Origin of the sequence: Nostoc sp. 2RC, assembly GCF_014222165.1 — a bacterium.
Classification (GTDB): domain Bacteria; phylum Cyanobacteriota; class Cyanobacteriia; order Cyanobacteriales; family Nostocaceae; genus Nostoc; species Nostoc linckia.
Map to the genome: position 1 here is coordinate 1 of NZ_JACKZU010000219.1, position 13,714 is coordinate 13,714.

Below are 13,714 nucleotides of genomic sequence, written 5' to 3' on the forward strand. Positions count from 1 at the left end.
ATCTATAACTTTAGGACAATTAAATCATCAAAAAATAAGTTTATAAAAAACTATAGGTGAGTGACAGTTATGTTTAAACCATATATGTCTACACACCTACATTTGTAAGGGAGGTCATTAATCATGTTGAATCAAGCTACCCAATCTGATTTACTTGTGGATTTATCCACTGAAGACCAACAGCTTCTAGCTGGGGGACAAAGAGAAAACGACGAAGACAGAGACAAAGGCATAGACTTCAAAAAAGGTTTCTTCTACTTGTTCCCTAGAGGCGAGGACTTCTACTACGAGGGCAGAGCCAGAAGAAGAAGATTAAGAGGTAATAATGACTAATCTGGCTTCTAGTCAGTGTTTGTCTGCCAAATCTAACTAGTCTTGTAGTTTAAATTTTGCAATTAGTAGATAAGCACCACACTCACATAGTTCGTTCAAGCGAGAATTTGAGAGAGCTTAGGCTGTCTACTATGACCTCTAAAGATTAGAGAACAGAAAAGTAGATATTAAAGATAACGCTTACTTTTTTATTTCTCTTTCTTACTTTAAAATGCAAATATTTTTAACTACTTGACTAGCAATTTTTTGATTGTGTAACTAAATTATGCAGCTTTAAGTAAGCACCCATGAAGGTATTTTGCCAGCATGGGTGCTTACTTAATTTATAAATATTTTTAAGTTTTTTGCCCACAATTCAGTTTGGTTTATACCTTTTTCTTCCTTCTTCCTTCTACTCTTTGGCTCCTGTCTTTTCTTTCTTTTATAAAAAATTCAAGGTGCGTTAGCCTACGGCATAACACACCCTACATAAAATTAATGATTATGGATATTTTGGATGTAGCTGGGCAAAAATTATGCTTCTAATTTTGCCGAGTCTAGGAACTGCGATCGCTCCCGAATCCAGTCTTGTAAAATCGGATTAACTAACTCTGGTGCTTCATCTTGGGGACAATGCCCCACTCCTTCTAAAGGAATAAACTTTTGTACTTGGGGAAAATTAGCTAATTCTCTACCTAATTCAATAGGTTCCCAAGGATCGGCTGCTCCCCACAAAATAATTGCCGGACAAGGTAACAACGGTAAAAGGTCTTCTGGTAAAGGCCCTGTGGAATAAGAAGTAAATGCTAAAAATACAGCCACAGCACCAGGATCGCTGGCTGGAGCAGTCAGAATATCTACTAATTCATCTGTAACTACTTCTGCGTTGGCGTAGGCTTTGAGTAGAATTTTGCGTACTGTTTTTGGTTTGGCGACTTGATTGAAAAAGAATTCACCAACTGGTTTAATAGACAATACCCGTTGCAGTAAAGGCGCTCCTGTACGCCGAATCCAGGGTAAAGTTGGCCGTTTGCGATCGTGCAACAACCTTAGAGAACAGTTGAGCAAAGCAACTCCCAAAGCAATATCTGGCTGACTCACCGCTGCTTGCATGGCTACAATGCAGCCAATGGAGTTTCCCACTAAAAAAGCTGGTTCACCCACCACTTCGCGACAAAAATCTGCCACTTGCTGTCCCCAAATTTCTAAGGTGTAGGCAATTTTTTCACCAGGTTCGGGTTTGGCTGAAGCACCAAAGCCAATCAAATCAATGGCATAAACACGACAATTTTCTGCTAATGCAGGAATATTTTTTCGCCAGTGCCACCAAGAAGCCCCAAATCCATGCACCAGAACGACGGCTGGGCCAGTGGTTCCACTGCATTGATAGCAGATACTAAAACCTTGCCAAATCCAGGTTTTTGTAGACGTAAACGCTGTGTTTGAACTTGAGATTGTCATAGGGAATTCGATGAACGCAACTGTATGAGATTTCTAGCACTCAAATCAAGCAAAATTGCTTTGATTTCGCCTCAGGAAATTCTAAAAATAAACAACGGCAGATGGTGGTTGACTGTTGACTGTTGACTGTTGACTGTTGAGTGTAAAGCCTTAACGGTTAACAGTTAAGAGTCTTCTCATGGAATCTTTTTTTACTTGGAAGTCCCTAAAATTTATCAGATTTTCAAATTAAATCTTTTGGTCTAGTGATAATTTAGACATACGACACAAAAACTTCTAGGCATTTAATACTAGGGTTATGCTAATAGTTTTATCGAGCATAGGCAGTGTTCGTATTGTTGGTAAAGCTAATTTACTCACAAATTAGATTATGTCAGTATTAGGAACCATAGTTTCTCCAATCTCAATCAAATTTTCGCCATGTTGGCACACATTTAGACTGTGATGCTATCCTTGAACTTCGATAATCATACTACTTGTGATACTTTACACTTGGTAATATACCTGGCGTGAAGGAAGTAACACATAAAACAAAAAAAACAATTATAAAAGTGATGGAATTGGCATCAGTCCTAGATTCAGTAGTTTCACAATTTACGATCGCCAAGTTGGTTCATAAAATTGTTGGACATGAGGCATCGGCTAAGGGGTGGTTTGCAACTGGAAACTGACGCTGAATTTCACAATATTTTTCTTGTTCCTAGTCCTGCGAGCCAGAAAAGATGAATATACTAGAAACAATTGATACTCCTATCGGCAGCTACGCACCAGATTTTGAACTCCCAGGAATTGATGGTCAAGTACACCATCTTAGCCGTTATCTTGAGAAGTTCCGTGCAGTGGGCGTGGTTTTTATATGTAACCACTGTCCTTATGTAGAGTTGTATGTAGACAGACTTAAAAAGATTCAAGCGGAATTTGCTCTTTCAAGTTTCACCTTGATTGGGATGAATGGTAGCGACTCCGGGTCAACCTTTGAAAATATGAAAGTTTTTGCCCAGCGTCACGAGTTGAATTTCCCTTACTTGTGGGACTCAACCCAAGATGTGACCCGGAGTTTTGGGGCTATAAAAACACCAATGGCATTTTTGATAGATAGTACAGGCATAGTACGCTACAAAGGTCAAATTGACGATCGCCCCCAAGATCCATCATTTGTGGGACAGACTTATTTGAAAACAGCGATCGGGTGTTTGTTTGCTGGTCAAGAAATAGCTATACCACAAACAGAACCAATAGGTACTACATTGATTTGGCGTAACTAGATATAGATAGTCCCTGTAACTGCTATCTTAAATTGGAGGCAATTGCAACTTTTTTGATAAAGCGTAACTTCATGGGAACGAATTACCGACGGGTTTTACTCAAACTGAGCGGTGAAGCTTTAATGGGCAACATGGGCTATGGCATCGATCCAGAAGTGGTGAAAGAAATAGCCCAGGAAGTAGCAGAGGTGGTAGCCACTGGGACTCAAATCGCCATAGTTGTTGGCGGCGGCAATATTTTTCGTGGCGTCAAAGCAGCATCGGCGGGGATGGATAGGGCAACCGCTGACTACATAGGAATGATTGCCACGGTAATGAACGCCATGACGCTGCAAGATTCGCTGGAGCGAATAGGAGTGCAGACGCGGGTGCAAACTGCGATCGCGATGCAAGAATTAGCGGAACCGTATATTCGTCGTCGTGCCATCCGTCATCTTGAAAAAGGGCGGGTGGTAATTTTTGGCGCTGGTTCGGGAAATCCCTTTTTTACCACAGACACCACTGCCGCATTAAGAGCCGCAGAAATTGATGCCGAAGTGATTTTTAAAGCCACCAAGGTAGACGGAATATACGATGCCGATCCGAAAACTCATCCTGACGCCAAGCGTTATAAGACGCTCACCTACGCTCACGTTTTGGCTCATGATTTGCGGGTAATGGATAGTACTGCGATTGCCTTATGTAAAGAAAACAACATCCCAATTTTGGTATTTGACTTGACGGTGCGAGGTAACATCCACCGAGCAGTCCTGGGAGAAACCATCGGCACCCTTGTGGGAGGTTCTTGTGAAATTAGCTGAAGCTGAGAGTACGATGCAAAAAACTGTTGAGGCGACTCAACGAGCATTTAACACAATTCGCACTGGTCGCGCCAATGCGAGTTTACTAGATAAAGTCTTGGTGGACTACTACGGTTCGCCGACACCCCTAAAATCAGTGGCAAATATTAGCACACCAGATGCTTCAACAATTCTGATTCAGCCTTACGAGCGCAACACTTTAAACATCATTGAGAAAGCCATTTCTCTTTCGGATGTAGGTTTAACACCAAGTAATGATGGTAGCGTAATTCGGCTGAATATTCCGCCTTTGACGAGCGATCGGCGTAAAGAATTTGTCAAAACAGCTGCTAAGTATGCTGAAGAAGGTCGGGTTGCCATTCGCAACATCCGTCGCGATGCTCTAGACTCCATTCGCAAACAGGAGAAGGCGTCTGAAATCTCCAAAGATGAATCAAAAGACCAGCAAGACAAATTGCAAAAACTCACCAATGAGTACATCGCCAAAATAGATGCATCGTTGGCAGAAAAAGAAAAAGACATCACGACTGTTTAAAGTCTAAGGTCTCAAGCATAAAGGCTGGAGAATGGCATAAATTCTTCAGCCTTTTTAATTAGTCTTTTGTAAAATGTGATGTCTGTGTATGTCTACATAGCTTTGTAAAGCTGAATTTGAGCGATCGCTGGAATAATTTGAATGCTATAATAGCAAAGGGGATGCGCTGAACATTATCCCCAACATTGCAAGATTTGAATGTCAATAAACTTCAAATCTCTAAATAAATATCTGGAGAGGTGTCCGAGCGGTTCATGGTGACGCACTCGAAATGCGTTTTGGGGAAACCCAACGGGGGTTCGAATCCCCCCCTCTCCGTTCAAAACACTATCTTAAAGCCATACTAAAAATCACAAGTCTTTGCTTTGACTAAGTACAACATTCATTAATTAGTAGCTAATTCTCTGCGCCCCTACCCTTCGGGAACGCCTAACGGCGAATGCGTTTACCTTTGCGTTTAAATTTAAACTCTCAATTCGCCACGACCTTGTGCAAAGCTGTACTAAGCCGTTCCCTGTTCTCTTTTAACTATAGTTAAGTAGATAGTCATGATTAAATCTAAGATGTCATTGCGAGCGAAGCGAAGCAATCGCAAAGTCTCTGGGATTGCTTCGCTTCGCTCTCTACGAGACGCTACGCGAACGCAATGACAGAACATATTATATTTATTTATGTCCATCTACTTACCAGGTATATTGCATTCGAGGGAGAATCACCATACTTCAGTAATTACTTAGCTTGATATTTGTTAGAAAACACTAAAATATACATTGCTAACACAGATTTTTAGGATAAACTAATGCCATCGTGTGAGGAGTGAACGATGGCAGATACAAGCTTGGGGCGGGCAGTTTCGTTCGCTTTTGTTGGTGTATGTTTTTATTTAGGTATTGGCGTGGGAGTGGTGATTCGGCTAGGGCAATCACAGCGAACAAACGCTGCTACTACACCTGTTGAATCTGGCTTGTTACCATTAACCATACCTGAATTTAGGGAACCAACATTAAAAAAACAAATCTTTGCAGGCACTATCACCATTAAAGCTGTTGGAGATATTATTCCTGGTACTAATTTTCCTAACTACAGATTACCCCGCTTTCAAGATCAACTTTTACCAAAATCTGTGAGAAATCATTTACAAGGATCTGATATCTTGTTTGGTAACTTTGAAAGTAGTTTAACGAATCATCCATACACTACTAAAGATATTAATCGAGAACAAGTTTTTGCATTTCGTTCTCCACCTGCATACGCCCAGTTATTTGCTAAAGCTGGTTTTAATGTATTCAATATGGCAAATAATCATGCAATGGATTTTGGTTTGGTAGGGTTCAAAGATACAAAAAAGAATCTTGAGGCTGCGGGCATTGCTACATTAGGTCATAAAAATCAAATTCTCTATCTCAAAGCTAACAATATTCCTGTGGGAATGATTGGTTTTTCTCCTTATGAAATGTATAATTCTATCCATAATTTAGTAGCAGCCGAAAAACTTGTAGCGCAAGCCAAAAAGAATGCCAACATTGTAATAGTATCGATGCACGCTGGAGCAGAAGGAACGGAGGCATTACACGTTAAAAATCAGACAGAATTTTTTTATGGAGAAAACCGAGGTAATTCAATTAATTTTGCCAGAAAAATGATTGATGCTGGAGCAGATTTAGTGCTGGGACACGGGCCTCACGTTCCTAGAGCGATGGAAATCTATAAGAATAAAATCATAGCTTATTCTTTAGGAAATTTTCTCGGATATCGGACTTTATCTACAAATGCTCAAGCTGGCGACTCGCTAATTTTAGAAGTCAAACTCAACTCATCTGGCAATTTGGTATCAAGTAAAATTATTCCCATTCGCATGGATAAGCAGGGAATTCCTCAAGTCGATCGGCATTTCAGGACACTCAAACTTATGCGTTATTTGAATAATAAAGCTTTTCCTAAAAATCCGGTAAAAATTAATAACAAAGGCGAGATTATTATCAAAGGTAAATCATAGCGATCGCCCTCATATTCACAATCTAAACTAGAGAATCATAATTGACTGATTTTCAAAATTTTATCAAACTTCCAAATGTCTAATAACTTAAAAATAGTTTCTGGCGGTCAAACAGGAGCAGACCGCGCAGCTCTCGATTGGGCTATAGCTCATAAAGTTCCTCACGGAGGCTGGTGTCCTCAAGGTCGTAAAGCAGAAGATGGTGTGATTCATATATGTTATAACCTCACTGAAACACCATATACCGAATATTCCCAGCGCACTGAATGGAATGTCCGCGACTCTGATGGAACTATTATATTTTCTATCACTGAAAAGCTTTTTACTGGCACTTTATTAACTGCTCAATTAGCTCAAAAATATCACAAACCTTATATGCATATATGTCAAAAATTCACTTTAAATCCTGTCAGTGAATTATTATTATTTATCTCCAACTATAAAATAGTAACTCTGAATATTGCAGGGCCAAGAGCCTCAGATGAACCAGAGGTATATCAGTTTGTCAAAAGTACTTTAGAAAAAGCTATTTTTCCCTAAATGCAGTAAATTCTAGTTTTTCAAGTACGCAACCTTAGTTTTAACACCAAGCATCAAACTTGTTTTACTACTGAATTCTGACTACTGAATTCTGAATTTTGTTTTATTAAATAACTCTTAAACCGTGTAAAAGGGTACTCTTGCATTCTATTTGTATCTGATATGTTCCTGATATTAAGAATAATGTTATCAGGTAGTATTCATGAGTCAAATTAATGGATTCATAGGACGACGTGATTTATTAAAATTCGTAGGTGTAATGGGTATTGGGGCTGTTGCTTTTGGACATCGCTTTTGGGATATACAACAAGCTGCTGCGGCTGACGTTCATTCAGTTAACCCTAATCCAGTGAGTCCTGATGAAGCTATTAGACGCTTGCTCAACGGTAATCAAAGATTTGTTCATCAACAACGCAAATATCCGGATCAAACACTAGAACATCTACGATTAGTTGCTAAAGCTCAGTATCCATTTGCTGCTATATTAGGCTGTGCAGATTCTAGAGTACCTGCGGAAATCGTCTTCGATCAAGGGCTGGGAGATTTATTTGTTGTGCGAGTGGCTGGTAATGTCGCCAGTGACACGGCTATAGGTAGTTTGGAATATTCTACAGCTGTATTAGGTTCGCAGTTAATTGTAGTTTTAGGTCATAAAAGATGCGGTGCAGTCACAGAAGCAATTAAAAACGAACCACTTCCTGGCAGAATTGGTTTTGTTGTTGAAGGTATCAAGCCTGCTTTAGCAAATCTAAAATTAACAACTGATAATACTAGTGATGAAGCAGTTAAAGCCAATGTTCAATATCAGGCGAAAAAATTACAAGAAAGCTCAGGAATATTAGCAAAATTGCTGGATGCTGGCAAACTCAAAATTGTTGGCGCTTGTTACGATATTGATACTGGTAAGGTCAATATTGTTAATGGATAAAGAACGCCACTAATGTCAGCATAGGGATAAAGTTAAGAGTTTAAGCTGAATTAAAAATAGTATAAAAAAGTAAGAAATTAGCCTTAATACCACAACAATAATAATGTTGAACAATCGAGAAATTCCTACATGGTGATTAGCTTGATTCATAAATTGCCTGTTAACCATGATTTCCTGTATACCCTTTACGAAGAAAACCACAGGGTAGAAGGCACAAAGATTTATCAAACAGAATTCAGGAGTCAGGAGCCAGAATTCAGAATGAATTCTGTGCGAGTGGTGGATGAATAACTGGGTTTAAGACCCCCACCAAATTGTAGATTTGGTGGTCTTCTCCCAAGGGGAGACGCTACGCGAACAATCAGTCGCGGGTCTGAATCCCCGACTGATAGCGCAGCGTTAGCGAGTCCGCGAGCGTCTTGATTCTGACTCCTGAATTCTGAATTCTGAATTCTTCTTCAAGTCGTTCTAAAGCTTGTAACAAATAAACCCAGTAGGGGTCACATAACAAGACCGCCTGCCGGGAAGGTATAGTTTATTCTGGCCATGTTTGATTAGGTTAGTGCTTATTTATCAAAAATAATGCCTATCCCCAGTTAGGATAACTAAAATGTTTGTAAAATTTAGTTAAGAAAAGTTAAGAAACAGGTTAATTTACAGTAAAGGCTAGATGGGAGTGGGGGACAAGGGAGACAAGGGAGACAAGGGAGACAAGGGAGACAAGGGAGACAAGGGAGATGGGGCGGTAGGGAAGAATAATAATTTCCCAGTCATCAGTCATCAGTCATCAGTCATCACCCAACACCCCGAATGACTAATAATATAAGAAAGCGCTTCACATTTCTTAAATAATTTGCTTTACAAGAACTATGGCCAGAGACTTACGGGGATTCATTAAAATTCTAGAAGAAAAAGGACAATTACGGCGAATTACAGCTTTAGTTGACCCAGATTTAGAAATTGCTGAGATTTCTAACCGGATGCTACAGAAAGGTGGGCCGGGGTTGTTGTTTGAAAATGTCAAAGGTGCTTCTTTCCCGGTGGCGGTGAATTTGATGGGAACTGTGGAAAGAATTTGCTGGGCGATGAATATGCAACATCCAGAGGAATTGGAAACTCTGGGGAAAAAGTTAAGTATGCTGCAACAACCAAAACCACCGAAGAAGATTTCCCAGGCGATAGATTTTGGTAAGGTGCTGTTTGACGTAGTGAAGGCGAAACCAGGGCGGGACTTTTTTCCGGCTTGTCAACAAGTTGCGATCGAAGGCGATGATTTGGATTTAAATAAGTTGCCTTTGATACGTCCTTATCCTGGTGATGCTGGCAAGATTATTACCCTGGGATTAGTAATTACCAAGGATTGTGAGACTGGTACGCCCAATGTAGGGGTGTATCGTTTGCAACTACAATCCAAAAATACGATGACGGTTCACTGGTTATCGGTGCGGGGTGGGGCGAGGCATTTGCGAAAAGCGGCTGAACGTGGGAAAAAATTAGAAGTGGCGATCGCACTTGGTGTAGATCCTTTAATTATCATGGCAGCAGCTACGCCCATTCCTGTAGATTTATCAGAATGGCTGTTTGCTGGACTTTATGGTGGTTCGGGCGTGCAGTTGGCGAAGTGTAAAACTGTGGATTTGGAAGTTCCCGCAGACTCAGAATTTGTCTTAGAAGGAACCATTACACCAGGGGAAGTTTTGCCGGATGGGCCTTTTGGCGACCACATGGGTTATTACGGTGGCGTTGAGGATTCGCCTTTGGTTCGTTTTCAATGCATAACACACCGCAAAGATCCGATTTACTTAACAACATTTAGCGGTCGTCCACCCAAAGAAGAAGCGATGATGGCGATCGCACTTAATCGCATCTATACACCTATTCTGCGGCAACAAGTCTCCGAAATCGTCGATTTTTTCTTACCAATGGAAGCTTTGAGTTACAAAGCGGCGATTATTTCCATTGACAAAGCATATCCGGGACAAGCAAGACGGGCGGCTTTGGCGTTTTGGAGTGCCTTACCACAATTTACATACACCAAATTTGTGATTGTTGTCGATAAAGATATAAATATTCGCGACCCGCGTCAAGTTGTATGGGCAATTAGTTCTAAAGTTGACCCAGTTCGAGATGTGTTTATTTTACCGAACACACCCTTTGATAGTTTGGATTTTGCCAGCGAAAAAATTGGCTTGGGTGGACGTATGGGAATTGATGCTACCACAAAGATTCCGCCGGAAACAGATCATGAATGGGGCGCGACTTTAGAATCAGATCCAGATGTGGCGGCGATGGTAGATAGACGCTGGGCGGAGTATGGTTTGGCACAGTTGCAATTAGGAGAAGTTGACCCAAATCTGTTTGGCTACGATATGAAATAATATGATGTTTGTCACAGCAGTTATTTAGATAACTGCTGTTTTGAGAGATTACTCACAAATAAGTGAACTCCAAAAACATAAATTATTCTGGTTAAAGTGTTGACAGTTCACAGTTAACACTCAACAAGCACTCCTGCTTTATGCTTTTTTAGCGCGCATTAGCTATATCGGAGTTGCCTTATGAGATAGTAAAAGAACTCCATATTTAACTACTGATGCCAAATAATTGGATAAAATATGACCAAAAAAGTCAACAATTTCACAAAAAAGTTAGCGTTAGCATTGGCATTCAGTTGTATTAGTGTAATGCTCCATAATGGTATAGCTAATCAAATAGCTTTAGCAGAATCCAAGAAACTACAAAAGTGTGATATTTTTGCCTATGTCACAGATACAGATCCACAAGGTTTAAATGTGCGAACTGGTGCAAGTACAAAGCACAGAATTTTAGGACAAATACCGATTAATCAAACAGTTCAAGTTGTTGCTGCTGTGAAAAATTGGGTACAGATTACTAATCCTAGTGATGGTTTTCAAGGCACTGGATGGGTGTTTGTGCCAAACTTAGGTTTATCAACTCAAGGCTATGGTACTAATGGTGTAGAGGTTTATGCTAATAGCAACGAACAAAGCCGCAAAGTGGGAAGAATTCCTGCTAATACGCCTGTCAAATTGTTAGGCTGTCAGGGAGATTGGGCGCAGGTAGAATTTGAAGGTATTAAGGGTTGGCTGAAAAGAGAAGATCAATGTGGTGCAGCCCTTACTAGTTGTTCGTAAATAAGGAGTCAGAATTCAGGAGCGGAGCCGGAGACGCTCCGCCTCCGGTCAGAATTCAGAATAATTAAAAAATCAAGGTGTTATAGCTTATTGATTTTATTGAAATTATTAAGCTTGGATCTCAAAGTATTCTGACTTCTGAGTTCTGCATTCTGAATTCTTATATAATTGCCAGCATTGGAACGCGAGAATTTAGAATTTAAAACTGCTTATGCCTTCTCCATTTCCAGGAATGAACCCGTATTTAGAAGATCCTGCATTATGGCCAGGAATACATGGGAGACTAATAGTAGCGATCGCAGACTCGTTATCTCCTCAACTGCGCCCTAAATATTTTGTTGCTATTGAAGAACGAATTGATTGAAAAATTTTCCATCTCAAAGCAGCGATCGCACACACCACCAAAAACCACATAATAATTTAGCCCCCTCCTCGCTTGCGGGGAGGGGGTTGGGGGTGGGGTTCTATCTCTGCAAGCAACTAGCAATATCCTGCAACACCCCCTCCATCCTCTCCAGAACATCCTCATTTCTAAATCGCACAACCTCCAACCCCAAACTTTCCAAAAACTCTTGACGTATCGCATCTTCCTCTTTGCTGTAGTCGTGAATTTCGCCATCCACTTCCACCACTAACCGCGCTTCATGACAAAAAAAATCGACGATAAAACGGTGAATTGCTTGCTGACGGCGGAACTTGAAACCCAAAAGTTGCTTGTGTCTCAACTTTTGCCAAAGTAACTTTTCTGCTGGAGTTGGTTCACGCCGCATCTGTCGCGCCAATGGCTTAAGTTTTTTCCAAAGTTCATAGGGGGTTTGCCAAACATTTCCCGGAACCCCACCCCCTAACCCCCTCCCCGCAAGCGAGGAGGGGGGACTGGAGTCGGTGAGAGGATTTGGATTGGGGTTTTTATCTTGGGACATTTGGACTGTGGTTAGCTAATTAATATTTCATGTATTATTCCCAGCGATCGCACTCTTGCCCCAACTCTTCAAAACTCTGGCATAATCAGACAAGCAATTTTTGGCAATATCACCCAAGCTAATTGAAAGGTTTACGCCGAATGAATATTTTAATAAAATAATCTCATCAAAAGATTCGCAGCAATCAAAATGGACTGGATTACGCTACTGCGATCGCTACAGTCTGATTTTATCAAAAGGCTAACATCTGGTTGTCTGCTTCATTGTGAAACAGAAGGTCAACATAGTGAATTAACTATAATTTCTGGAGAGAGGCTAAAGGCACTAAGAGAATTTTGCTGGCAAATGGCTGAGAAATATAAGCGTGTTTTGCCAGTTCGTGATGTTTTTATTAACTATCTTAAAGGAAAACTCGGTGAGGAAGTTGTCAAGGAACGTTTAACTGATTTTATTACTGAAGTCGATTATGAAAAGCGATTCGGTGGCGATGGTAAAATTGATTTTACCTTGACTTCCGACCCTTCTATTGGTATTGAAGTTAAATCTCGTCACGGTAGTATTGACAGAGTTAGATGGTCAATTAGTTCTGAAGAAGTTGAAAAAAATGCGGTTGTAGTTTGCATTTTAATTCAAGAAGATGTGAGCGAGGCACAATCTGAATATCACCTTTTTTTAGCTGGCTTTCTCCCAACCCGCATGATTAAGCTGAAGACTGGTAGAATATCTTTTGGCATAGATCAATTACTTTATGGTGGTGGCTTATTTTACTATTTAGAACAGCTACAATCTTCTAGCAATCATCATTCTTTGAGGCAAAAATCACCGATTTATAAATATTTACCAAAACAAGAAACTCCACCTAAGTCGGCTAATAATCAATTGCTCAAATCTTCTTTTCAAGCTGATGTCGAGAGTTATTTAAATTCTCGCGGTGAAGATTTAAATTTGCTTTATCTAAAATTAGCTGATGGATTTTTCCAAAAAGCAGAATATACAAATGCAATAGCTAGCTATAATCAAGTTATAGAACTGAATCACAGTCACCCTGATTTATATTATAAACGAGGTTTAGCTTACTATCAAATAGGCGATTATGAAGCGGCGATCGCAGATTATTCTCAAGCAATCCAGATAAATATTCACGATGCTAAATCTTACAATAAACGAGGTTTGGCTTTATATCAAATTGGTAGATTAGAAGAAGCAATTAATGATTATACCCAAGCTATTAGAATTAATCCTAATCTGGCCGTGGCTTACAAAAATCGGGCTGAAGCTCGTTCTCATATAGGAGACAATCAAGGAGCCATTGAAGATTATACCCAAGCCATTAAAATTAATCCCGATTATGCTGATGTTTATAAAAATCGTGGTATTGCTCGTTATTTATTAGGAACTCCACCAGTATTTTCGCAAACTATCAAAGTTAATCCTCAAGATGCTGTAGCTTATAATAATCGCGGTAATGCTCGTTCTGATTTAGGAGATTTTCAGGGAGCAATTGAAGACTATACCCAAGCAATACAGATTAATCCTAATTATGTAGATGCTTATTATAACCGTGGTAATGCTCGTTCTGACTCAGGAGATTTAGAAGGAGCAATTGAAGATTATACTCAAGCAATCCAACTTAACCCTAATTATGCAGATGCTTATTATAATCGCGCCAATCTTCGTTTAGAAATAACAGAAAAGCAGCAAGCAATTGAAGATTTTCAAACAGCCGCAGATATCTATCGCAAAGAAGGTAAGCTAGAAGCCTTGAAAGATACAAAACAAAGAATATTAGATTTAGAAAT

The 13,714-nt window shown here is 40.0% G+C and carries 13 protein-coding genes, 1 tRNA gene and 1 pseudogene; 13 read left to right on the forward strand and 2 right to left on the reverse strand.

From position 1 onward, the window contains the following. The first annotated feature begins 123 nt into the window (after positions 1–123). A complete protein-coding gene (locus GNE10_RS22080) occupies positions 124–333 on the forward strand; it encodes a hypothetical protein (protein WP_185567013.1) in 210 nt (69 codons plus the stop codon). Positions 334–846: 513 nt separating this feature from the next. On the opposite strand, the gene GNE10_RS22085 is transcribed toward GNE10_RS22080, so the two are convergent. Next, entirely contained in the window at positions 847–1,773 is a 927-nt protein-coding gene (locus tag GNE10_RS22085) for an alpha/beta fold hydrolase (RefSeq protein ID WP_185567000.1), read from the reverse strand. 722 nt (positions 1,774–2,495) lie between these two features. Between GNE10_RS22085 and GNE10_RS22090 the strand changes: the two genes are divergently transcribed. From GNE10_RS22090 to GNE10_RS22140, 11 genes and pseudogenes are all read left to right on the forward strand, one after another. Further along, positions 2,496–3,038, forward strand: coding sequence for a thioredoxin family protein (locus GNE10_RS22090; RefSeq protein WP_185567001.1), 543 nt, complete (start codon positions 2,496–2,498; stop codon positions 3,036–3,038). 71 nt (positions 3,039–3,109) lie between these two features. After that, positions 3,110–3,838, forward strand: a complete 729-nt coding sequence (gene pyrH, locus GNE10_RS22095; RefSeq protein ID WP_185567002.1) for a UMP kinase — start codon at positions 3,110–3,112, stop codon at positions 3,836–3,838. Then, positions 3,825–4,373 (forward strand): ribosome recycling factor, encoded by a 549-nt coding sequence (gene frr / locus GNE10_RS22100; protein ID WP_185567003.1) that lies wholly within the window; start codon positions 3,825–3,827, stop codon positions 4,371–4,373. Before pyrH ends, frr begins: the two co-directional genes overlap by 14 nt. A gap of 233 nt (positions 4,374–4,606) precedes the next feature. Further along, positions 4,607–4,691, forward strand: a tRNA-Ser gene (locus tag GNE10_RS22105). Positions 4,692–5,196: 505 nt separating this feature from the next. Continuing rightward, positions 5,197–6,369: a CapA family protein gene (locus tag GNE10_RS22110; protein ID WP_185567004.1), complete on the forward strand. Its 1,173-nt coding sequence runs from the start codon at positions 5,197–5,199 to the stop codon at positions 6,367–6,369. A gap of 75 nt (positions 6,370–6,444) precedes the next feature. Next, a complete protein-coding gene (locus GNE10_RS22115) occupies positions 6,445–6,909 on the forward strand; it encodes a putative molybdenum carrier protein (protein ID WP_185567005.1) in 465 nt (154 codons plus the stop codon). 202 nt (positions 6,910–7,111) lie between these two features. Further along, entirely contained in the window at positions 7,112–7,837 is a 726-nt protein-coding gene (locus GNE10_RS22120; protein ID WP_185567006.1) for a carbonic anhydrase, read from the forward strand. A 129-nt stretch (positions 7,838–7,966) separates the two neighbouring features. Continuing rightward, complete coding sequence (locus GNE10_RS22125; RefSeq protein WP_185567007.1) at positions 7,967–8,128, forward strand: hypothetical protein; 162 nt, start codon at positions 7,967–7,969, stop codon at positions 8,126–8,128. Between the two features lie 578 nt (positions 8,129–8,706). Beyond that, a complete protein-coding gene (locus GNE10_RS22130; protein WP_185567008.1) occupies positions 8,707–10,215 on the forward strand; it encodes a UbiD family decarboxylase in 1,509 nt (502 codons plus the stop codon). A 237-nt stretch (positions 10,216–10,452) separates the two neighbouring features. Further along, complete coding sequence (locus tag GNE10_RS22135; RefSeq protein WP_185567009.1) at positions 10,453–10,992, forward strand: SH3 domain-containing protein; 540 nt, start codon at positions 10,453–10,455, stop codon at positions 10,990–10,992. Between the two features lie 211 nt (positions 10,993–11,203). After that, positions 11,204–11,350, forward strand: a pseudogene (locus GNE10_RS22140) (DUF4058 family protein); the annotation flags it as partial. A gap of 106 nt (positions 11,351–11,456) precedes the next feature. Here the strand turns inward: GNE10_RS22140 and GNE10_RS22145 are convergent. After that, positions 11,457–11,915: an endonuclease domain-containing protein gene (locus GNE10_RS22145; RefSeq protein WP_185567011.1), complete on the reverse strand. Its 459-nt coding sequence runs from the start codon at positions 11,913–11,915 to the stop codon at positions 11,457–11,459. Positions 11,916–12,104: 189 nt separating this feature from the next. Here GNE10_RS22145 and GNE10_RS22150 point away from each other — a divergent pair. After that, on the forward strand, positions 12,105–13,714 hold a 1,610-nt coding region (locus GNE10_RS22150), incomplete at its 3' end, for a tetratricopeptide repeat protein (protein WP_185567012.1).